At 55.5% G+C, this 22,251-nt stretch carries 20 protein-coding genes; 10 read left to right on the forward strand and 10 right to left on the reverse strand.

What is annotated here, in order from left to right:
- Positions 1-291: 291 nt before the first annotated feature.
- From HZB34_03055 to HZB34_03065, 3 genes are all read left to right on the forward strand, one after another.
- Positions 292-1,665 carry a DUF1254 domain-containing protein gene (locus HZB34_03055; protein ID MBI5314929.1) on the forward strand — a complete coding sequence of 458 codons (1,374 nt, stop codon included), beginning with the start codon at positions 292-294 and terminating at the stop codon, positions 1,663-1,665.
- 575 nt (positions 1,666-2,240) lie between these two features.
- Positions 2,241-2,483, forward strand: coding sequence for a GIY-YIG nuclease family protein (locus HZB34_03060; protein MBI5314930.1), 243 nt, complete (start codon positions 2,241-2,243; stop codon positions 2,481-2,483).
- Between the two features lie 909 nt (positions 2,484-3,392).
- On the forward strand, positions 3,393-3,827 hold the full coding sequence (locus tag HZB34_03065) for a thermonuclease family protein (GenBank protein MBI5314931.1): 435 nt from the start codon (positions 3,393-3,395) through the stop codon (positions 3,825-3,827).
- Positions 3,828-4,789: 962 nt separating this feature from the next.
- On the opposite strand, the gene HZB34_03070 is transcribed toward HZB34_03065, so the two are convergent.
- Together HZB34_03070 and HZB34_03075 are read right to left on the reverse strand one after the other, a co-directional pair.
- The gene (locus tag HZB34_03070) at positions 4,790-5,863 is read right to left on the reverse strand and encodes a hypothetical protein (GenBank protein ID MBI5314932.1); all 1,074 of its coding nucleotides are present in this window, start codon (positions 5,861-5,863) and stop codon (positions 4,790-4,792) included.
- Positions 5,864-6,338: 475 nt separating this feature from the next.
- A complete protein-coding gene (locus HZB34_03075; protein MBI5314933.1) occupies positions 6,339-6,488 on the reverse strand; it encodes a hypothetical protein in 150 nt (49 codons plus the stop codon).
- Between the two features lie 740 nt (positions 6,489-7,228).
- Between HZB34_03075 and HZB34_03080 the strand changes: the two genes are divergently transcribed.
- Positions 7,229-7,822, forward strand: a complete 594-nt coding sequence (locus HZB34_03080; protein MBI5314934.1) for a DUF3365 domain-containing protein — start codon at positions 7,229-7,231, stop codon at positions 7,820-7,822.
- A gap of 112 nt (positions 7,823-7,934) precedes the next feature.
- Here HZB34_03080 and HZB34_03085 read toward each other — a convergent pair whose 3' ends face one another.
- From HZB34_03085 to HZB34_03105, 5 genes are all read right to left on the reverse strand, one after another.
- Positions 7,935-8,762: a universal stress protein gene (locus HZB34_03085; protein ID MBI5314935.1), complete on the reverse strand. Its 828-nt coding sequence runs from the start codon at positions 8,760-8,762 to the stop codon at positions 7,935-7,937.
- Positions 8,763-9,255: 493 nt separating this feature from the next.
- Positions 9,256-12,360, reverse strand: coding sequence for a response regulator (locus tag HZB34_03090; GenBank protein MBI5314936.1), 3,105 nt, complete (start codon positions 12,358-12,360; stop codon positions 9,256-9,258).
- Positions 12,361-12,509: 149 nt separating this feature from the next.
- A complete protein-coding gene (locus tag HZB34_03095; GenBank protein MBI5314937.1) occupies positions 12,510-13,517 on the reverse strand; it encodes a diguanylate cyclase in 1,008 nt (335 codons plus the stop codon).
- 50 nt (positions 13,518-13,567) lie between these two features.
- Positions 13,568-14,206: a response regulator gene (locus HZB34_03100; GenBank protein MBI5314938.1), complete on the reverse strand. Its 639-nt coding sequence runs from the start codon at positions 14,204-14,206 to the stop codon at positions 13,568-13,570.
- 72 nt (positions 14,207-14,278) lie between these two features.
- Positions 14,279-14,725, reverse strand: coding sequence for a GatB/YqeY domain-containing protein (locus HZB34_03105; GenBank protein ID MBI5314939.1), 447 nt, complete (start codon positions 14,723-14,725; stop codon positions 14,279-14,281).
- A gap of 229 nt (positions 14,726-14,954) precedes the next feature.
- On the opposite strand from HZB34_03105, the gene HZB34_03110 reads away from it, so the two are divergent.
- Positions 14,955-15,554: a hypothetical protein gene (locus tag HZB34_03110; protein ID MBI5314940.1), complete on the forward strand. Its 600-nt coding sequence runs from the start codon at positions 14,955-14,957 to the stop codon at positions 15,552-15,554.
- Positions 15,555-15,679: 125 nt separating this feature from the next.
- A complete protein-coding gene (locus HZB34_03115) occupies positions 15,680-15,901 on the forward strand; it encodes a hypothetical protein (GenBank protein ID MBI5314941.1) in 222 nt (73 codons plus the stop codon).
- Between the two features lie 10 nt (positions 15,902-15,911).
- Here HZB34_03115 and HZB34_03120 read toward each other — a convergent pair whose 3' ends face one another.
- Positions 15,912-17,315: an MFS transporter gene (locus HZB34_03120; GenBank protein ID MBI5314942.1), complete on the reverse strand. Its 1,404-nt coding sequence runs from the start codon at positions 17,313-17,315 to the stop codon at positions 15,912-15,914.
- Positions 17,316-17,456: 141 nt separating this feature from the next.
- Between HZB34_03120 and HZB34_03125 the strand changes: the two genes are divergently transcribed.
- Both HZB34_03125 and HZB34_03130 read left to right on the forward strand, forming a co-directional pair.
- Entirely contained in the window at positions 17,457-18,095 is a 639-nt protein-coding gene (locus HZB34_03125) for a hypothetical protein (protein ID MBI5314943.1), read from the forward strand.
- A 33-nt stretch (positions 18,096-18,128) separates the two neighbouring features.
- Positions 18,129-18,413 (forward strand): hypothetical protein, encoded by a 285-nt coding sequence (locus HZB34_03130; GenBank protein ID MBI5314944.1) that lies wholly within the window; start codon positions 18,129-18,131, stop codon positions 18,411-18,413.
- 5 nt (positions 18,414-18,418) lie between these two features.
- Here the strand turns inward: HZB34_03130 and HZB34_03135 are convergent, their stop codons facing one another.
- A complete protein-coding gene (locus tag HZB34_03135) occupies positions 18,419-18,916 on the reverse strand; it encodes a glutathione peroxidase (protein MBI5314945.1) in 498 nt (165 codons plus the stop codon).
- 138 nt (positions 18,917-19,054) lie between these two features.
- The gene (gene htpX / locus HZB34_03140; protein ID MBI5314946.1) at positions 19,055-19,942 is read right to left on the reverse strand and encodes a protease HtpX; all 888 of its coding nucleotides are present in this window, start codon (positions 19,940-19,942) and stop codon (positions 19,055-19,057) included.
- 216 nt (positions 19,943-20,158) lie between these two features.
- Between htpX and HZB34_03145 the strand changes: the two genes are divergently transcribed.
- Both HZB34_03145 and HZB34_03150 read left to right on the forward strand, forming a co-directional pair.
- On the forward strand, positions 20,159-20,602 hold the full coding sequence (locus HZB34_03145) for a cupredoxin domain-containing protein (GenBank protein MBI5314947.1): 444 nt from the start codon (positions 20,159-20,161) through the stop codon (positions 20,600-20,602).
- 14 nt (positions 20,603-20,616) lie between these two features.
- Positions 20,617-21,651 carry a squalene/phytoene synthase family protein gene (locus HZB34_03150; GenBank protein ID MBI5314948.1) on the forward strand — a complete coding sequence of 345 codons (1,035 nt, stop codon included), beginning with the start codon at positions 20,617-20,619 and terminating at the stop codon, positions 21,649-21,651.
- The last annotated feature ends 600 nt before the right edge of the window (positions 21,652-22,251 follow it).

Here is a 22,251-nt window from a genome sequence, read left to right on the forward strand (position 1 = left end):
GCCATCCGCCTGAGTTCCTTCACACTCATGATGACCCTGTCCTCTCTGACCATCCGGCCCTCCTTGTGAGGGCGGGCAGTCTATCAGTGAAGAGGACATTTCTATCTTGGCGAAAGCGGACATTATCATTTTGGGATTACACAGGTCACCAGTTTGGCTTGCCTTTTACGCTTTTGTTGAACTAACCTTCATGCCTCGCTAGCCAGAGAACCGGCACTCATTCATCCAGTTCAAAACAGTAGGAGATACAACATCGTGAAAACCACATCGCTCAAAGCCTTCGCGTGCACAATGGCACTGCTCGCGTCTTTCCCGTTCACTGCGGCCAGCGCCGAAACCGATGTGAGCCCTGCGGAAGCCCGCGCCATCGCCAAGGAAGCCTATATCTACAGCTTCCCGATGGTGGACAGCTACCGCATCCAGTACGCCTACTTCGTAAATCGCGAGAATCCCGAATTCAAGGCGCCCTGGAACCAAATCCGCAACATCCCTCGCGTCTTTACGCCCGAGGACAAGGCGGTGCAGACGCCCAACTCGGACACGCCGTACTCCATGGCCGGTCTCGACCTGCGCGCTGAACCCATCGTGCTCACCGTGCCGTCGATCGAGAAGGAACGCTATTTCAGCGTCCAGCTCATCGACCTCTACACGCACAATTTTGACTACCTTGGAAGTCGCGCAACCGGCAACGGTGGCGGCAGCTTCCTCATCGCAGGCCCGGGCTGGAAAGGCGAGACGCCCAAGGGCGTGACCAAGGTGATCCGCTCGGAAACCGAGATAGTGCTCGCCGCGTATCGCACGCAGTTGTTCAACCCGAGCGATCTCGACAACGTCAAGAAAGTCCAGGACGGTTACAAGGTGCAGCCACTGTCGGCGTTTCTCGGCCAGTCTGCACCAAAGGCTGCGCCGGTGATTGACTTCATCAAGCCGCTCACGCCGGAACAGCAGAAGACTTCTCTTGAGGTTTTCAACATCGTTAACTTCGTGCTCCAATTCTGCCCGACGCATCCGTCGGAAAAGGAACTCATGGCCCGCTTCGCCAAGATTGGCGTCGGTGCCGGCAAGACTTTCAATGCGAGCAAGCTCTCGCCTGAAGTAAAGGCGGCCATGGAGCAGGGCATCGCCGACGCCTGGGCCGCCTTCGCGGAGTTTAAGAAACAAGCTGATGCGGGGACAGTGACCGCCGGCGACGTCTTTGGCACGCGGGAGTATCTGAAGAACAATTACCTTTACCGCATGACCGCTGCGGTGCTCGGCATCTATGGCAATTCGAAGCAGGAAGCGATGTATCCGATGTATAGCGTTGATGCCGATGGTCAAAAGCTGGACGGTGCCAACCGCTATACCTTGCGCTTTGCACCGGGCCAATTGCCGCCCGTCAATGCGTTCTGGTCGCTGACCATGTATGAGCTGCCTGCGAGCCTGCTCGTGGCCAATCCGCTCAACCGCTACCTGCTCAACTCGCCAATGCTCCCCCAGTTCAAGCGCGATGCCGATGGCGGCCTGACGCTCTACATCCAGAACGAGTCGCCCGGCGCGGACAAGGAACCCAACTGGCTGCCGGCACCCAAAGGCCCCTTCATCATGTTCATGCGCCTCTATTGGCCGAAAGCCGAGGCGATGAACGGCACATGGAAGCAACCGCCGCTGCAGCGGGTGAAATAGGACAATGGATCGCGCTGCGGGTTGGCGATGGTCAGGTCAGCTAACTGCAAACCGCCGAGAAAGGGTGGTCTTTGTGTCTAACAACAATAAGCTCACAAAAAAGTTCTAAGATTTTGTTAAATACAGCAAATATCTCTTGTCCGCAGCGGGATACGGCACGGTACTGTCCGACGATGATCGGACAGTCTTCGTGTATTACCTCGCGGAAATTTCCAGCAATCTTAGAACGGCCTGATTTGAGCACCTCATAATTTCTCCTGTTTCTCGCTATCCAACACTGCTACCACGCTGCTACCAGGACAGGACAAACCAGCCCCATCAGGGCCCATATCGAGAGCATCCTGTGTTGTGGTTTCTTGTGGGGCTAGGTTGTCTGAGGTTGGACTAGCTGAAATTCGTAAACCGCAGGTCAGACTCTTAAGCTACTAAAGCAACCCCTTGAATATCAAAGCGAAGCGCGTCGGTTAATGACGGTGGAAACGGGTGCCCTCCACAGCCTTCGCTAAAGCTTCGGCTGGCAAACCAGCTTTCAAGCGAAGGCTGTCCCCCGAAGCTTTAGCGAAGGGGGACGGTTCATGAAATTCGTCTACCTCATCCAAAGTCTTGCAGTTCCAAATCAACGCTACATCGGCATCACCGCTGACCTCGATGAGCGGCTTCGAACCCACAATTCAGGCGGTTCGTCTCATACATCCAAATATCGTCCTTGGAAGATAGTGCTTCATCTCTGTTTTCAGGATGAGCAACGTGCGGTCGAATTTGAGCGGTACCTCAAGTCGGGCTCTGGACACGCCTTTGCGAAAAAGCGTTTCTGGTAAGCTCTTGAGTCCCTCCACCTCCAGAAAGTGAAGTGCCTCAGCACATCACTCTCCTAGCCTCGCATTTCTCATGAACATCTCCGCAACGATAGCCGACCCGCTGCTGCAATGAGTCTTCAGCCAGCGCCCGCGCCTATTGCACCGTCCTTCGTATTCCTCCTACAATACGCCACCCTGCGGGGCACCTATGCCCTTCTTGATTCGCCCATCCCGTCGTTTTCCGGTGTGTTGTCCCGTCACCTACCAGTGTGGAGACTTTCTAGGCCACGGCACTGTGTGGAATGTTTCTGCCTTAATCCTTCATCGGTAATGTGATATATTGTGCCAGGAATCATGCGAGAGATTATCTGAGTCCAGTTTAATCCCGTCCGCCCATCTCTTACAGCCCCGACGCCGATACTCACGTTCAAGCGTTTCTACCAGGATTGACTCGTCATCCAAAGCCACTTCTGCCGCGCTCACAACCGTCATCTTTGGGTTAAAAGCGCGCAGCGTCGCCATCCTAAAGAGGAGATATCCAATCTTGTTGTTTCGGGCGAATTGCGCGGAGGGGCTCCCTTGCTTCAGCTTCGATTTCAATTCGCACGCTTCATTCATCACTCATTCCCCCCTGGGATCTACCGACCTCTGCCGGATTGCAGAACTGACTCCGTCATCCGAGGAGCGCTCGAAGCAGGCAATTATTCACCCCATCACTGTGGGAATTAAGCAAGGGGTGTGCCGTTGCGGGTAAAGGAAGGTCAGTACAAGAACCTTGTATATAATCCAAGGAGAGAGGAGGGTTGATGGTGACATGCAGGAAGACTGTAGGAAAATTGGGCAGATTGCGAGTCAAACATCGTCTTTTTCGGCGGATAGGTTGTATGTGGGTGCCTACAGCAATTACGGTTACGAAGTAGTTAAGAAACAGTGTCGTTTCAGAGTGTGAGACCCACCGGCCCCGTCGTCTCCATCCTCGACGGCGACACCATCGAAGTCCTGAACGGCCACCATGCCGAACGTATTCGCCTCAGCGGCATCGACTGTCCAGACATGGGCCAAGCGTTCGGCAAACGAGCGAAGCAGGCCGCCTCAGCACTCGCCTTCGGCAAAGAAGTCACGCTCCGGACCCACGGCTACGATAAATACGAACGGACCCTGCCGATGTGCTGCTACCGGATGGAACCAACGGCAATCACACGCTGGTCAAAGACGGTTGGTGCTGGTGGTATCGGAAGTATGCGCCAGGAGATCGGTGCTGGAAGGTTTGGAGAAGGAAGCGGGGAAGCGCGGGAAGCGCGAAAAGGCTTGTGGGCTGAATCGTTGCCGGTGCCGCCGTGGGAGTGGCGAAAAATCAAACGGTAGTATGGGATAGTTCCACGACCCAGGACAATTCGTTCAATCCGATGAAACGGGCTGATCCGAGGAACCCGGCGAGTCCGATGAATCTGGGCACGTCTGGTGTGCTGGTTCAGGCAGCCTAGACGCAGGATCCGCAGCCAGAGGCCTAGAGGAAAGGGGAAAGGGGTTAGGGAATTTACCAGGTGGCATCTGTGTAGGTGATGCAGTAGGATAAAGATGGCGCCACAAGACACCGCGATGGAACCACGGCCTAATCCACGTTGGCCACGTGGGACATGCTTCGCCTGGGAACTATTGCGGAGTTGTCGCAAAGGCTCGATGCTCGATGGCACCGGGCCTTTGTTGTGTATTGAGGTCGAGGAGCCCGGCGGGCCCCATGAATCGGGGGGGCATATGGCGTGCAGTTTCAGCCGGTGGCGCCGTGGGAGTGGCGGAAGCGGAAATCGCGTGAGGAGGCAGGCTTATGTCTTGGCGTTGGCGCGCTTGGAGTAAGCCTGCGTCGCTCTCAGCGGCACCCGAATCGTGGGCCTAAATAAATCAGGTAGCGGCTGCCCTCCACCAAAGCAAAAATACATACCTAGCAGGCTGTTGACAAAGTTCGCCAGCGGCGTTCTCGCGGCGCTCAGAGGCTCAACGTACTGCAGAGAGTACGCTTCGCCTCGTCGCTTGCTGCGGCCTTGCTGGACGGCCTTTCTGAACAGCCTGCGATGGCTTCTGAACGGATCTGTGAGTATCCGCGCTCGATCGTCTTGGTAGCCATGTGGCAACAAGGCCATCTAGCCGCTTACCCTCCCATGAGATCTTGTCGGATGCCCCGCAGTCACTGCAGGTGGCCTGGCGCAATGGCAGTGGGGGAGGTTGACAGGTCCTTCGACAGCTCATAGCCTTACCACTGGCTCTAACGATCAGTTACCTATTCCGATACCGGAGCATCGGATTGCTGATGGGCCTGGTCCAGCAGCGCGCTACGGTTTCTCTGCCTTGGCCCGAAGGGCTTTAAGCATGTCCTTCTGATAGGACCCCATCAGGGCCCGAGCCACGGAACGCTTCGCCGAGGATCCAAATCCGGTGACCTGGTCCGTCGACACACGGCTGAGGTAGATCGCAACCATACCGTCCTGTGTTGGGAGTGCGATCACTCCTTGTTGCAGGCTGTTGTACGCATGGCTGGCGTAAAAGTGTCGATCCACGACGAGCGAGGCCTCGCCGATCCGAAAGTGCATGCGATGAGACAGCACGTAGGTCGGCCGCCCAAAGACTTCGACATTCATCCAGAAAAACTGTTCCTCGAACTCCTCGCCGTCTTTGATCTTGGTGGTCGGATGATTGAGTAGCACGTCGGACACAGAGGGAAGGTACTTGGCAAGGAGTTTCGACTGTTTGGTGGCAAGGGATAGTTCGTCGCGGGGGAAGACGTGCTGTCCGCTCTTGCGTGCGTAAGGCCGGATGCCGGCCAGGCCTTTCGTATGATAGGCCTGGTAGCGCGCCAGTAACTCCTCCCTTATCAGCGCCTCCACCTTTTGAATCGGCACCGCCCTGTCCTTGCTCGCCGACTTCAGCGCCTGAAAAGCCGCAATCTCCTTTGTATCCAAATTCAGGTCATTGCCTGGTCTCGCCTCGAGATATCGCCGGGCTTCTTTCTCTCCGTTCGGTTCCAGCTTCAGGCCAGTGAAGTCGGCCACCTCCCCGTCGCCCCCTGTCTTGCCATAGGCCGTGATTGCCGATTCCGTCTTGAACACGGTGGCCTCACGAAAGAGCTTGCCAACATTCTCCGCGCTTGTCTTGACTAGCAAGGCCATGCCGATGGCGAGTTCCCGATCCGATCCTTCCGTGGCTGTCCAGGTGACAATGTTGCCCTCCCGGATCTGCTGCCGGTCGCTATCCGAAACCTGCAACTCCCGCAACACTTCATCAGCGGTGGGCAGCGCTGATGCATCCGGAACGGACCAGCCTAACATCAGGCCTACGCAGATGCTTACGACGGTGCGGGTGGCGCCCAGGAGGTTTATGACACAACGGTGGAGGAGTCTTGATTCCATGGGTTCCTCTTTTGGTTTCCCCTGAGGGGCTTGCGCTTGGTACCACAGCGCTTTGGTTTTGAACGAGGGAAAGGATATACGCATCCCTGCGGAAAATCGAGTTGGCGTCAAAGGATGTCCACTCTGATTTTTGACCCGCTTATTGGCGCTCGACTATGGCGAACCTGTGGCTGAACGATCGAAAGGGGAGGGGGATTATGGGGAGTCGGCATCAGTCCTCACCCACCCAATCACTGTGATGTTCCTCTGATTCATATAGATAGCGTTCAATGGTCTCGGCGTCGAGACCGAACCTAAATTCCCTTCACCTGGCTGGAATCATGTGCGCCCATTGCAATGAGGTCGGGTTTTACCCTGGCGGCGCTGTCGAGAATGAGCGAGACTGGGTCCTGGGCTTCACACAATGTCTGGATGGAGGGAGTCTCAGCCGGCAGCAGGGTACGACACCGCTCAACGACTGAGCGAACAGCATCCACTAAGGCCGGAACTCGACGTTTTCTTGCAGCTTGGCTGCCTGGGCCACAGCATGGACAAGCACCACGTCGTCCGGCCGGTAATGTAACCCGATCTGTTCTAGAGCGGCAAAGGCTTCATCCGACCGATCTACTCCGGCTAAGATTCGCATTGTCGCCCCTCTTAGAATAAGAAAAGCGGGTGCAGTTCCGTGCCGATATGCTACTGGCCAATAATACCAAAGGACAAACCTTAATCATATGCCGTGCAAGAGAGGGCTGGTTCTGGTGGGGAAGTACGCACCTCGGGATGTCTGCTTTGAGGAACCGGGGAGAGAAGCGAGAGAGGCCAAGATATGGTTATGGACCGAAATAAATGAAAGCGCAGGAATCAACGATGGACGTAATGGGGTCCCTCAACCAGCCTTCGCTAAGGCTTCGGCTGGCAAGCCAAACGAGGAGAGTTGCGGCTGATAAACCCCTCCGGAATTCACTTTCTTCTCCTATCGTACTGATGGCGTCGAACCCATAGCCTCCCCCGTCCCCCCTCATTTGGCAGGCCGTTATTGGACAGCTTGCAGACCGAAGAGTATGATGATTCATCGTATGTTCCTCTGGGCACTCTGCGGAATCCTGACAGGCAGAACCGAGCCATGGCTTCGGTATTTTCCTATTACGTGGCCTGCTTCCGTTACTCCAGCGATCGTGACGACCATCTAACTCACTGGCCTCGTGCAGGTCACTGCTTCTACTCCTCCACACTAGACTATTCGCGACTTCAGTTTGACGGTCGAACTGATCCGCCTGCTTACATCTACGAATGTGAAGCCACGTATCCGCAACGCACCACACTCCTTCATGGAACTGCGGCGAATGACGCCGACGGGTCCACGAGGAAACCAAGGAGGTTGCTATGAAATCCTCCAGTAAGTTGCTGCGGGGGGTCCTCATGCTGTTGTTCGGGTTGGGCGTCGCCGGCTTAGTCTTGCCGAGCCGCGCGACGTCGGAAGAGACATCCGTGAGTCTGCCCGTTGAAATGGTGGCAGACTATGTGCACGCCGTGATTGAAGCGGATCGTGAGGTGTACACCAAGCACGTCGTTGAGCGGATGCAAGTCAAAGGGGTGGTCGTGGCCTCGGAGAACTGGGAGGAGATGAATACGCTGTTGCTCCCGGCTCAATTCTTGATGGAGTCTGGCCGGGTCATGGCAACTAGAGACATCGGCATGCGGTATCGATTGATCAGCCTCTGGCCGATCAACAAGCGGAACGTCGCCTCCAGCGAGTTCGAGAAGTTAGGCCTGGGTACTATTCTCACTCATCCGACCAAGCCCTATACTGGTTTCGTGAAGGTAGGAGGAGCCCGTTACTTCCAGGCCGTTTATCCGGATCTTGCGGTGACCCAGGCTTGCATCGGCTGCCATAATGCCCATCCGGACAGCCCCAAGCGAGACTTCAAGCTCAACGATGTCATGGGGGCGATGGTGATCAGTATTCCGGTGAAATAGTCCGTCCAAACAACCGGGGCCGCTTCTGCATCGAACACACGATGCAGAGGCGGGCCAACGCTGAGGGCAAGACGAAGGATTAGGGTTGATCGAATATACGAGCGGCGGGCGGTCAGCGCACCACGAGCACGGAGCAGCCGGCCCGATGTATGATCCCGTCTGACACGCTGCCACACACGAAACGATTGAGCCCCGTCCGCCCATGGGTGCTGACCACGATGAGGTCGTGGCTATGCCCAACTTCACACACGGTCGTGACGGGGTCACCAACACGGACATCGGTAGACACCGCGATGTGCGGACTGGCCAACGCTCGGGCCGTGTCATTCACAGTCTGTTCGGCATCCCGCTTACTTTGCTCAATCCTGCTCTTGAGTGTCGCCAGCAATTCCTCGCTGATATTGTGGAGCGGGGGGAGGACCGAAAGGATGGTGACCGTGACGGGGTTCTTGAAAGGGTGCAACATCAACCACGTCTGCACACGGATCGCATCCTCGCGGCCTTCGACCGCCATGAGGACCCGATTGACGGGGCGAGCGTTTCCTTTCACGATCAAGGTCGGCACCGTGGCCTGGAGCAGGACTCGGTGCGACACACTGATTTCAAAGAATTCCATCACCCGGCTGGAATCGCGTGCGCCCATTGCGATGAGGTCTGGCTTTACCGTGGCGGCGCTGCTGAGAATAAAGGAGACTGGGTCCTGGGCTTCACACAACGTCCGGATGGAGGGAGTCTCAGCCGGCAGCAAGGCACGGCACCGCTCAACCACTGGACGAACAGCATCCACTACGGCCTGACGGAATTCGATGTTCCCTTGCAGGTTGGCTGCCTGGCCCACGGCATGTACAAGCACCACGTCGTCAGGCCGGTAAAGTAACCCGATCTGTTCTATAGCGGCAAAGGCTTCATCCGACCAATCTACTCCGGCTAAGATTCGCATTGTCGCCCCTCTTTGAACTAGAAAAGCGGCTGCGGTTCCGTGCCGATGTGCTAAAAGTTATAATACCAGAATACAAACATTAATCACATACTGTGCAATAGAGGGCTGGTACTGGTGGGGTGGGGAAGCAAACACCTGGGGATATCTGCTTTGAGGAACCGGAGAGAGAAGCGAGAGAGCCCAAGAAATGGTTATGGACCGAAATAAATGAAAGCGCAGGAATCAACGATGGACGTAATGGGGTCCCTCAACCAGCCTTCGCTAAGGCTTCGGCTGGCAAGCCAAACGAGGAGAGTTGCGGCTGATAAACCCCTCCGGAATTCACTTTGGTGACCTATGACGCAGATTGTATTGAGATCATCGTGCCTCAATGCTGTTTCAACCTTCTGCACATCACGACGCCGATTCTCGAGAAATCCTGGAACGATCTCTTCAAGGCCCGGGTCGATGTACACGGTGATCCTACTCTCTGCTTTTCTATCCTGCCCCATGCTCATGTGGTTCGCCGTCCTTTGCAAGCCTGGAGAACTTCCAGGAGGGTGTGCTTCCTGAGAGGCTTGGTCATATGGGCATCGCAGCCGGCTTCGAGAATCTTGACTCCTTCTTCTTTCAGCGCCAGAGCGGTCAAGGCAATAATCTGGGTGGGGGGAAGGTCATGCTCCCGCTCCCAGACCCTGATCGCTCGCGTAGCCTCATAGCCGTCCATCACCGGCATATGCATGTCCATCAGGATGAGATCGTAGTAGCCGGTCCTGAATCGTTCCAACGCGATTGCTCCATTGTCGGCAATATCGAGACGATAGGAAGTCTGCTTCAAATAGGACCGGACGAGCAATTGGTTATCTGGAGAATCTTCTACTAATAGGATACGAAGGGCCCTGACTTCTGAAACAGGCACCGGAGCCACTGGCGCTGAACCAGTCGTGTGTTGGACACCTCTGGAACGACCGAGGGCGATGCTGATGGTCTGGAGCAGATCCGATTTCCTGATGGGCTTGATCAGGTAACCGCCCAGCCCCATGTCGTAGGTGCGGGCGATGTCGTCAGCCCAATGGTCGGAAGCGAGCATCACAATCGTCAGATCCTGGGAAAGGCCGATCCGTCTGATCTCTTCAACGACCTGGAATCCGTCCATCTCCGGCATGCGACAATCGAGAAGCACGAGTTCGTACGGGTGGGTGGAGGCAGAGGCTAACCGCCATTCCTCGATGGCCTCGCGTCCAGCAGCCGCATCCGTTACCTCTGCTCCCAGAGCGGTCAAGGTTTCACGAAGAATCAGGCGGTTGGTGGCATGGTCATCGACTACAAGGGTTCTGACCCCTCGAAGATCAACCTGCGAATCTTCGTGGGTGGGTGTCTGGCCGACTTGCACAGTCAGCTGCACACAGCAGTGAAAGCTGCTGCCCCTCCCGAGAGTGCTCTCCACCCAGATTCGCCCGTTCATCCGCTCAGCTAACTGCTTGGAAATGGTCAGGCCTAACCCGGTTCCTCCATACTTGCGCGTCGTCGAGACGCTGGCTTGCGTGAAACTTTCGAAGATGGCGGCAAGCTTGTCAGGCGGAATGCCGATCCCTGTATCGCTAATAGAGAATCGAATGGCTCCAGGGGAACGGAGTTCCGGATCCGGCATGACCTGGACCGTGACAGACCCGCTGTCGGTGAATTTGATTGCGTTGCTGATAAGGTTGATGAGGATCTGATGGAGTCGGTTGGGGTCTCCAATCACGGCACGAGGAACGTCTGGTGAAATATGACAGGCAAGTTCGAGGCCTTTTTCATTGGCTCTCATGGCGAGAATCTCGATGGCTTTTTCAAGCAAGTCGCTCAAATCAAAGTCGGTTGATTCCAGTTCAAGATGGCCGACCTCGACTTTCGATAGGTCGAGAATGTCGTTGATGAGACCCAACAGGTTTCCGCCGGCGCGACGGAAAATACGCAGGTATTTTCGCTGTTCTGGATCCAGATCTGTTTCCCAGAGCAGATCTGCCATCCCGATAATCGCATTCATAGGCGTTCGAATCTCGTGACTCACGCTGGCGAGGAATTCACTCTTTGCCCGACTAGCCACCTCTGCCGATTCCTTAGCAAGGACAAGGGCTTGCTCAGCCTCCCTGCGTTGGCGGGCTTCCAATACGAGCGTCATGAAAGTGGCCAGTGAACTGGAAAAATACACTTCTTCCTTCGACCAAGATCGTGGCCCACCGACATGCTCGTGACATAACACCCCGACGACTTGCCCTCTCCGTCGAACTGGGGCATCCAACATCGCTCCAATGCCGAGTGGGGTCAGATACGAGCGGGAAAACTCTCTGGTTCTGAAGTCTCTGTGAGCGTCATCGGCGGCAATCGCGTGTTCTTCATGTGTAATGGTTTGGACATAGGATGGGTAGTCCTGCACGGCCAGAGTGACGCCGGTTACGTGGCGATTCGGGGTTCGCTCATAGAGGTCAAGCAATTCCAATGCAGTCCCCTGCTCATTGAAAGTCCAGATACTCGCCCGTTCCACTCCGAGTACACGGCTTCCTGTTTCAGTGATCATCCGCAACGCCTCTTCAAACTTCCCCGCAGAGACAGCTTCGTGCTTCGCCAGCTCACACAACGCAACTTGCTGCTGCTCCAATAGGCGTGTCCGCTCCTGTTCGACGCGTTCCATCTGCTTGCGTTCGGTAATATCCTCGGAGATGCCAAGTAAATACAGGGGCGTGCCTCCGTCCCCGTTTATCGGAACTTTCTTGGTATGGAGCAATCTCTTTCCCTTCCGCCGAGTTTCGATCGGTTCTTCCGGAATATCGAGGAGACGCCCCTGTTGCAATACTTGACGGTCCATGGCTGTGAAAAAGTCGGCTTCCCGCTTGGGGAACATATCGTAATCGCTCTTGCCGATCAGTTCCTCTCTGGAATAACCGAGTAATTGTTCACCCGCTTGGTTGAAGCGCTCAAACTTCAGAGTCTTGGCATCCTTGACGAAAATCATGTCAGGGATATTTTCGATGATGGAAGCCAGGAGCGCTTGATCATGCCTTGCTTCTTCCGCGGCTCGTTTGCGTTCCGTCATGTCCTGATTCATGCCGTGGTAACCTCTGAATTTTCCTACCTCATCGAACAGAGGCACTCCTCCACATTCAAGAACAACGCGGTGGCCTCGCTTATGTCGGTAGACAGACTCTATGCGGCTGAACGGTTGCCGGGCTGCCAAGATAGGCCCGAACAGATCTCTGCTCCGACGGGCCTCTGCCTGCGGCATCAGATCGAAAGGTGTCTTGCCAAGCACTTCTTCCGGCTTATATCCGAGGATATCGAAAATTTTCGGGCTACCGTATGTGAAGAGGGCATGCTCATCGATTTCCCAACCCCAATCGCTTGTCGTTTCTACCAAGGCCCGAAACCGCCGCTCGACTTCTCGCGGAACAGATTCTGCCCGATTGATAGCTTGAGCACCTCCTGTGCGGTGTCCATTTTTCTCCGCTGATTCTCTACGAAAGGAAGAGAGGCGTTGCGGTTTGGATGGCTGCGTGGTCTGTGAACGATCGCTAGCCAAGGGACTCGGTTTTCGCTTGGCCGTGCGAATGGCTCGAATCGCTGACGATTTCTTAGTCATGGCAGCACACCCTCTCGCAGACAATTGGATGCACGTCGTGTGGAGAGTCTCTATATGGAGATGGTAGTACGTGCGCGGAGAGACCCGCGCCGATCACCGTCAGCCCATCTCGTCGAGGTCCTGGCATTGTCATGGCGAGGACGGGACGGTTAGTCTTCGTGAGAGCGCGGGACGAGAGAGAGTGTGCCTGCCTGCCTAGCCCGATTGCGGCCTTCCTGTTTGGCTTGATAGAGGGCTTGATCCGCCGCCTTGATCAGATCGATGGGGGAACTGTTCCGGCTGGGGATTGTACTGGCGAAGCCTACGCTGATGGTCGTGCAACCACCATCGGAATGCGTAATACCAAGGGCTTCGATGCGCTGCCGAAGCGATTCCGCAACCTGTGCCGCTCCATCCGACCCGGTACCAGGAAGCACAACGACGAATTCGTCTCCCCCGTACCGGGCGACAAGGTCTCCCGGTCTGTTGACGGCCCCGGAGATAGCAGCGGCAACCTGCCGGAGGCACTCGTCGCCAGAGGTATGCCCAAGAGCATCGTTGTACGATTTGAAGCTATCGATGTCGAGCATGATCAGTGAGAGCGGCGTCAATTCGCGGACGGCGCGGCGCCATTCCTGGTCCAGGAAATCATCAAACTGCCGTCGATTGGTAATGCCGGTGAGGCCGTCAAGGGAGGAGAGCCGCAAGAGCATCTGATTCGCTTCCTGGAGTTGACGCATCACCTCAAGCAATTCCTGCTCCCGGGCCCGCCTTCGATCGATCTCGTGGACGAGCCGCAAGACCGACCGAATGCGAGTCAAGAGCTCGATCTTGTTGATGGGTTTCCCGATGTAGTCGAGCGCGCCTGCGGCAAACGCCAGCTGGAGATCGACTGGATCGGTCTTCAGGGTGACCATCATGATCGGCGTGTCACGGAATCGCTCGACCGCCTTGATCTGGCGACAGGCTTCGATGCCGTTCATCTCCGGCATCACGATGTCCATAAGGATCAGGTCGACTCGGGAGGCAGCGCTGTGCTTCCCGTCATCCAGACCGAGCAAACGGAATGCAGCGGCGGCCGAGCCGGCGACCAGAAGCTGATCGTAACCCGCAGCCGAAAGGATTGACTGGAGCAGGAGGCGGTCGTCCGCAGAATCATCAACGATCAAAATGCCCATAGGTTCTGAGTCCGGTGAATTCGAGTGGCAAACTTGAGAAATCGTAGCAGCTAGTCTTGATAAACTCCAGGATAAAGCTTTTTGACACAGGGCTGGCAAATGCCGTGGCTGAATTCTGCCTCGGAATGTTCGCCGATATATTCCTCCAACTGTTGCCAGAACCCGCCGTCATTCCGGATCTTCTTGCAGGATGCGCAGATGGGAATGAGTCCCCGGAGGACTTTGACATCCCGAAGCGCTTTTTGCAGCTCCTCATTGCTTCGACGGAGTTCCTCCTCGCGCGCTTTGCGGCAATCCATTTCCTTTTTCAGCGCCAGCGCAGAGGAAGCACGTGCCAACAATTCTATGCTGTTCACCGGCTTCGTAATGTAATCGATCGCTCCCGCAGCAAAAGCCGCTTGAAGATTGGAGTGATCACTTTTTGCCGTGACCATGATGATGGGAATATCACAAAGATGCGGACGGCTCTTGATCTGACGGCAAGCTTCGACTCCATCCAGCTCCGGCATCAGCACATCCATCAAGATCAAGTCAATATGAGGCGGCGTCTCCTGGCCATCCATGCCAAGCATGGGGAACGCAGTCTTTGCGGAGTTCGCGCTGAGGAGGTCCGTATAGCCGGCCTTTCCAAGGATTGCGCGAAGGAGCACCTGCTGGTCTGGAGAGTCGTCGACAATAAGAATGCCCATGTGGATACCCGTCAGGCGCTCGCACAGGGGTGTGCGAGCAATTACCTGTTAGTATAGCAGGCGCCGATCGGGTTACTGGAGCTTGGAGCGCACGAGGTCACTGATCTGTTTGCCGGCTACCGGTTGGCCGGCTACCCGGACCATCACCGCCTTCATCACGATACCCATCTCCTTCAGAGATCGAGCGCCGGTATCTCGAATGACCGAGTCCACGATGGCAGAGAGCTGTTCAGGAGAGAGCGCTTGGGGGAGATAGGATTCGAGAATGGCGATTTCCTGCCGTTCTTTATCGGCGAGTTCTACCCGCTGACCCTTTTCAAATTGTTCAATCGATTCACGGCGTTGCTTGATCATGGTTGTCATCACACGACTCATTTCGGCATCGTCGAGATCCTTTTTGATCTCCAGTTCCTTGTTCATCACGGCAGCCTTGATCATACGAATCACATCCATCCGCAATTGGTCGCGCGCCTTCATGGCAAGCTTCAAGTCTTCTGTCAGGCGGTCGTGCAGGGACATAGGGACCTCGGTGTCGCGGGTAATCTGGTGGCTGAGAATACCGCGCCGCCTTAGGTCCGTCAATCAGATCCATCAGCCCCTTGCCCTCAGAGTGGGCCATTGGTTTTTAAGCCGCCGGGGTAGTATGATGGCGAATAGGAATTACACTGGTTCTCTCAGACTCGGCTCTTCGAAAAGGGCAATCATGAATTGGCCATGCGTCATAAGCCGAGGAGGATTTTCCTTCCTCATGGCGGTGGCATCTATCGGTTGCCAAAGCAGCCCTCCCCCTTCCTCATCTCCCCTGTCAGTTCAAACCATTGCACCGGTAGTGACTATCCCCGGCAATGTGCAACGGATCGCCGTCTTCTATCCCCGCTCCTCGAGTTCCGATTTTCTGGCGGCTTATCAGCGGCTGGAGGGCGCAACCTTTCAATTGAAAGGCCAGCGCCCGACACTGAAGTTTGTCGATCGCTCTCATTTGTTGACCCTGATCACCGAGCAGCGGCTTCAGGGTACGGGAGTAGTAGCCGACGACAGTGCGGTGAGGATTGGACATCTGTTGGGGGTCGATAGTGTATTACTCTATATGATCGATGGGCCCACGCTTCGGGAGCGTCTCTTTGCTCGTGGACCCAACCAGGTCCGGCCGATTACCGTGACGACGAAGATTATTCGAGTGGAAAGCGCCGAAGTGGTGTATTTCAATGTGGTAACCGCTCGCATGGACGATGAAGCGCGATGGGATTGGTCCCTGTCAGACAACTGGGACTTCCACCAACTGAGCCAGGCAGCGCTGGAACGAGGGATCGCACAAACGGTCTTCGATCTTCAGCGAGCCTTTGAATAGGAAAATGAAGCTCCCCGCAGCAGCCTACTCCGCCGAAGTAGCCATTTCGGCTACGAAGGCCGGAAGCTACGGGGTATTCGGCGAAGGAGAATAAGACTCCACCCATTGATCAGGGGAGAATTTATATGGAACATGGCAAGCAGGAGATGATGTACGGCCAAAGGGCCGCTGGATACGCCATGGCAGGTATATTGTTCCTGGCACTGGCAGCCTGTTCCAGCGACCAGCCGAAACCGCTTGCGCAGCCGACACCAGACCAAGTGCGTGGCCATGCAGACCGCGCGTTTGAGAAGCTCAAACAAGAAGAGCAAGGGCGGACTGCCCAGCCGCCCCCCCCAGGCTACTGAGCCCGACACCCTACCGACTCAATCTGGGCAGGGTCCAGATCACAAACTGTGCAACAGGTTTTACAAGCGGCACTTCCCACAATAGCTGTCGCCGGGGCACCAGTTCCACTTGGCGGGCTTCGTGGAAAGTACCAAGAAGGCTGGACGAAACCAGTAGCCGCAAGACGCCTGAGAGAAAAAAGACAAATGGCAAATTCGATGCAGGCTGGAGGATCATACCTGCCCACTCAATGTTCGCAGGAAGGTGCTCCACCAACCAGCTCCCAAGCAAAGCCCCTACCGACCATCCTACGGCGTTAATTGTGCTGTACAACGCAATGGCTTTCGCTCGGTCTTCCGGCCTGACCGAATCAAACACATAGTTTTGCAGTCCCAATGACAAGCCGGCCCACACGACACCTCCCAAAAAATTGACTGCGAGAAGAAAGCCTATATTCGTGCTCACAAGGTACAGCATCGGCAAAATGGGCACAGTAAAGCCCGTGATGGACAATAACGCTTTGTTTCCAAAACGGTCCCCGAATTGGCCCCACGCACGCAGAGTGAGGAGCTGACCTAGAATGCCTGCTGCCAGCCAGCCTCCATAGCCGAAATAGGAAAGATGAAGATCTTGCAGGATGTACAACACGAAAAATGGACCGGCAATTAACACGGATGCGTGCATGAGCCCCGCGAAGAGCAGAAATCGACGAAAATCTTTTGTCGCGTTCTGACGGAAAAACTCACGGAATCCTTGCTGAGATTCCAGATAGGCAGTCGGATGCACATCTTGAACAGGTGATAAGGCCAAGGCGGAGAGGATACGAGCGCTTCCGGCCATAGCGAAGATCAGTACGAAGCCCCACCACGCAGCGGTGGAATCCTGCCAGAGGCTCAGTACCCATCCGGCTCCGCAGAGCGCAAAGAAACTGAGGCTGGCGATGATTTGGGCTCGCCGCGCAAAATAGGCGCCCCGTTCATGCTGGCCGAGCCAATCGGCGATCAAGCTATTCCAAGCAGGCGCAGTAAAGTGGGCGCACGCAAAATATGCAGCAGCGCCGCTCACGACTAACCAGGGACCCCACTGTGGAAACAGCAACGGCAGAAGCACGATGGGAACCCAGGAGACGGCCTGCCCGACAGTACCGGCCGAGATGAGGGCTTTACGATTTGGGAACCATTGTAATAACTTAACTGAAATGAGCTGAGCGCCGGTTCCGATGAGTTGTGGCAATGCCGACAATACACTCAATTGGAACGGGCTTGCATGGAGAAGCAGGGCGAAGGCGGAGAGGTATTGTTCGCCGCTGCCTTGCGTAATAGCCTGGGAGGCCCCGTCTCGGAGTCCGTAACGAAGGCCTTGCTTGCCCGCATGTTCCGCTCGTGAACTGCTTAACGAAGCCTCTTGCGTATCCTGTACCTGTTTCAGATGCACATGGTCCTCTGTTGGAAGGGAACTCTGTTCAAGCCTAACACAGACTGTGGGGTGAGCAGAAATAGATGAGCAGTTTGATCGGTTGATGATTGACCCCTCGTCGATCCCTCGATAGCATGATCGTATAAGGGGACAGCTAAGATGGTTCTGACCCAACATACTCGGGATAAGGTCTTGGTAGGAGTCATCACCATCCTAAGCCTTGCCGCATGTATTTGGCAGGAAGTCGAGGCCCGGGATCTGTTTGCGCCGAAAGAACAAGCGACAACCGAGGTCGATCCCACGCAAAGCCCGTCGTTCGACCAACAGGAAACAGGTATCCCGCAATCCCTGTTTACCTGGATCAAAATGGCCAAAGGATATGACATTGAGTGGGATACATTCGGGCGAAAAGGCTGGTACACGCAAGATCCTCGACTTAAACCTATCGAACCGGGATCGGTATTTCCTCGGGATATTCCCGCCATCTATATTGTCTTCGAGTCAGCGCCGTTGGAAGATCCTGCCCAATTCAGCGCGCAATGGTACCTGGAGAGTGAACAGGGCGTCCCTTCATCCATGCCACTCGGCAAAGACATTTTGGAAGTGCCGGGGCATGAACGCTATGGATTCTTGGAACTCAGGAGACCTGCAGATGCCTGGGCTGTCGGGACATATCTCGTGACACTGTTCATCACGCCGCTCGGGCAACAGCCCTTTCATGCAGTCAATCAAGTCGGTACCATGCGGTTTACCATCGTCGAGGGTGCTACCCCTTCCGGAGTGAGTCCCCAGAAGTAGCGCCCGAGAATCATACATGCGGGAAGGAACAGAATGGGAGAGCGCGCCAAAGTCACGGATCCGGAAAAGCTGACACTGCTCTTCGAGCGATTCAGGGACGTGTGTCTGGTCGAGAAGGAGGTCTGGAAAGAGATATTCATGCCTCGAGAGGTGACGCAGGGTCCTGTCCGAACGAATGTGCAAGATCGCTATGACGTCGAAATCAATGACCCAGAGATCGAAGATGCCCTGGATGCCAATATCCCTCTCGGCAGCCAGGCCCTGGCTGCCGCTATACAGGAATATCGAGCCAATATTTCTTTTTATCGAAAAACCTGAACGAGTCAGCGGGCTGCGAGCACTCGCTCGACATCCTGCACCACCTCTGGCGCCAACGGCTTAGTACGGTGATGGTATCGAGCGACGATCTTTCCTGAACGATCGACCAAATACTTTTGGAAGTTCCACTCCACTTCGCCAGGGAATGGACTCTGTTCAGTCAGATACCGGTAAAGGGGATGTTTGTCGTTGCCCTTCACGCTGATCTTACTGAAGAGCGGAAACGACAGGCTGTACTTGGTGTGGCAGAAGGTTTTAATCTCTTCATTCGTACCAGGCTCCTGCTGCCCGAAGTTATTAGCAGGGAAGGCCAAGATCTCGAGACCCTTCTCTCTATATTGTTCGTACATCTTTTCGAGATCGGTATACTGCGGCGTATTGCCGCAGAAGCTGGCTATGTTGACCAACAACAAGACCTTGCCCCGGAACTGATCCAGTGAGACCGGCTTGCCATCGATATCATTCAACGTAAAGTCATAGACCATGGGCGTCTGTGCTGCCATGAGTACGGCCCCTTCCTGTTTCGCCTGTGCGGGGCCAGGCTCAAGCAGCTCGCTCGACCCAACACCGGCGATCAAGCCGATCGTTGCAAACAACCCCGCCAACCTATAGCGCAGTCTTCTCATCGGGCACCCTCGCGATTAGAGTCGCTCTAGAGCCTCAATGCGGGCTTCCATCGGCGGATGCGTGGCAAAGAGACGCATGAATCCAGAGGAATTGCCGGAGATCTTCATGGTTGCGAGCGCATCCTGGGTGGAGTGCTCGACCTGGGCGCGGGTGACCCATCGATCAATCGCACGAAGGGCCGAGATCATCGAGTCCTTTCCGTACACCTTGGCAGAAAAGGCATCTGCGCCAAATTCGCGCCGACGCGAAAACCAACAGATCAGGACCGAAGCCAGAATACTGACGACGATCTGGAGCACGATCGACAATCCAAAACCCAGCATGGCTTGATCGCGTTCCGCGAAGATCCGGCGCACCCACATCGCAATATAGTACACAAAGGTATTCATCAGCCCAGCCAACACGGTCGTGGCGAACATGTCTCCGTTATACACATGTCCCATTTCGTGTGCGAGTACGGCTCGCACTTCTTGTTCTTGTAAGTTGTTCAACAACCCGGTCGAGACCGCCACCATTGAGTTGTTTTTGCTGGGCCCAGTCGCAAAGGCGTTGGGATCAGGGGATTCGTAGATCCACACTTCAGGCATCGTAATCTGAAGCCGTTGGGCGATCTCTTGGACAGTGCCATAGATGACCTGTTCGGCTTGCGACCTGGGTTGGGTGATCTGGCGACAATCCAACATGGCCCGGGCCATTTGCTTGGAAAATGCCAAACTGATAAAGGCGCCCCCAAAGCCGAAAGCGAGGGCCCATACTAACGAGCTCAAGTCGACCATTCCTCGTACATCGACTCCGAACATGGGCAGAACGACGTTGATAAGTATCGGCACGGTGAGCGAGAGCGTCACCATGATCAAAATATTCGCGGCCAACAGTAGAAAAATGCCTTTCATCCACTTCATTGAAATCCTCCTTCACAACCAGGCTCTCGTCCCATTATTCAGGCGAGTCGCCGGTGACAGTGATTATACTAACGGATTCGGCGAAATGCATCTCAATCAGATACCACAACAATCATCGCGTAAAAAATAATCCCTGAAATGCCAAGGTCAAGGTGTCAGAAGTCGCTGAATCTTCTGGAGAAAGTTGACCAGTTCTTATCCTTCCTGCTAGAAGTGATGATGACCAAGATGCCCCTGCAATGGCTCCACATGCTGTCGATGGTCGGATTGCTCACATTAGTCGTCGTGGCGATCACAGTTGCAGCGGAACCTCCTCAATCAGACCACCCCAGGGTAATCCCGTTAGCAGCAGATGGGGTACAGCGAGCCCCGATCGCGCTTGATAGCTACTCCTATACCCCCAACCATTTGATCGTCGAAGCCGGGCAGCCGGTTGAACTGACGCTCACAAGCGTGACAACGATAATCCCGCACAATTTCATCATCAAGGACCCAGCGGGAGACCTATCCGTCGAACAGGATGTCGGTGCCGGCAAGACGGTTACCATCACATTTACGCCGACCCAGCGCGGCACATTCCCCATCTACTGCGACAAACGCCTCTGGCCGTTGCCCAGCCATCGCGACAAAGGGATGGAAGGGAAGTTGGAAGTGCGATAGGTGTGGCTACGAACATAGAGACCAGCAAGCAGGAACTGCTCCGCGATCTCCTCAGGCAAGTGTCCCGTCTCTTCTACACAACGTTGGTCGTGGTTCCTGCAGATGTGCGCGATCAAGTGAGCTTGGCCTACCTCTTCGCCCGCGCAGCTGACACGATAGCCGACACGGAATTGATCGATCGGCCTCGCCGATTGGATTTTCTCGGTCAGCTCAAGGGGCAGTTCATCGGCGACCAGATTTCCTGGGGACAGATCCGTGAAATTCAACGAGCCATGGCGCCGCTCCAGCAAAACTCGTCCGAGCATATGCTCCTTGAACGGTTAGAAGACTGCTTTAAATTGTTCCAAGAGTTTTCTCCGGACGATCGCCGCCGTATTCAACGCCTCATGACCACGCTGACGCAGGGGATGGAGATGGACCTCGTTGTCTTCCCCGGTACATCAGCCGAAGATCTGGTGGCGCTGAAGACATCGGACGATCTGGATCGATACACCTATTACGTGGCTGGATGTGTCGGCGAATTTTGGACGGATTTGATGTGCGCGCACCGGAAGGCGTTAGCCTCGTGGAAGGTGCGGGAGATGTCGGAGGTGGGCGTGAGATTTGGAAAGGGGCTGCAACTCACGAATATTGTCAAGGATGTCGCGCATGATCTCCAGAAGGGCCGCTGCTACGTGCCGGCACCTCTGCTGGCCGAAGCAGGACTCAAACCGCGCGATCTGCTGAATCAGGAAAATCTTTCGCGCTTTCGGCCTGTGCTGAGCAAACTCGTTCGTATGGCCACAGAGCACCTCGATCAGGGGTGGATGTACAGCATGGCAATTCCACGGCATGAAACACGCCTCCGGCTTTCCTGCATGTGGCCGATCCTCTCCGCAGGGGAATCGCTGAAGCTGGTCATGAATTCGCCCGAACTCCTGAACCCCGCAGTCAAAGTGAAAATCCCCCGTAGCAAGGTCTACCAAATCATCGCGCTCACAACCGGCACCTTCGCCTGCAGCTATGTCGGCACCGCTTACTGGGGCTGGCTCCGCAAACAGATTATCTAAAATCCGCCCTTATATCCCTTTCTGTGTGCTATCCCCCATCGGTCTCTGACTAAGGGTGTGACAGGGCCTTGGCGCGGACTTTCGCCGGAAGAGCGAAATTCGCAAGCCTGTTCCGCGGGGAAGGAAAGCTGGAATCCACCCAGCTTTCGTCTTCGGCTCTCTAAGGGGTGGCCTGGTTGGTTCGCGACTGCGCGCATCGAGAACTAAGAGTTTCTTTAGTGGCCCTCCTACACGTCAGGCGAGAAGAGTTTCGAGGCGACTTTGCCGAAGGAGCGAAGAAACTGAGGCGGTGAGGGGGAGAAGGAAAGTGGAAACTGACAGGGTTCTTACTTTTCTCTTCGTCTTTCTCACGGGGTGGCTTGGCTGATCCCCGACTGCGCGCAACATTCGCACCCACCCACCCACTGGCACGCCGAGACGTGCCATTTGCCCGGGCGAGGGCCTTCAGGCTCCTCAACTTCCCCAGAGGGAGTAGGCAGATTGTTCTTCACTGCGCGCATCGAGCGACCACTGCTTTATCGTGGGGGCTCTGCGAGCAAGAAGAACGGTCTGCCTGCTCCCTCGCATCCTTCTGATGCCGCGCGTTGCGCGAGCAAAGGG

Source organism: Nitrospirota bacterium, assembly GCA_016219645.1.
Lineage (GTDB): Bacteria > Nitrospirota > Nitrospiria > Nitrospirales > Nitrospiraceae > Palsa-1315.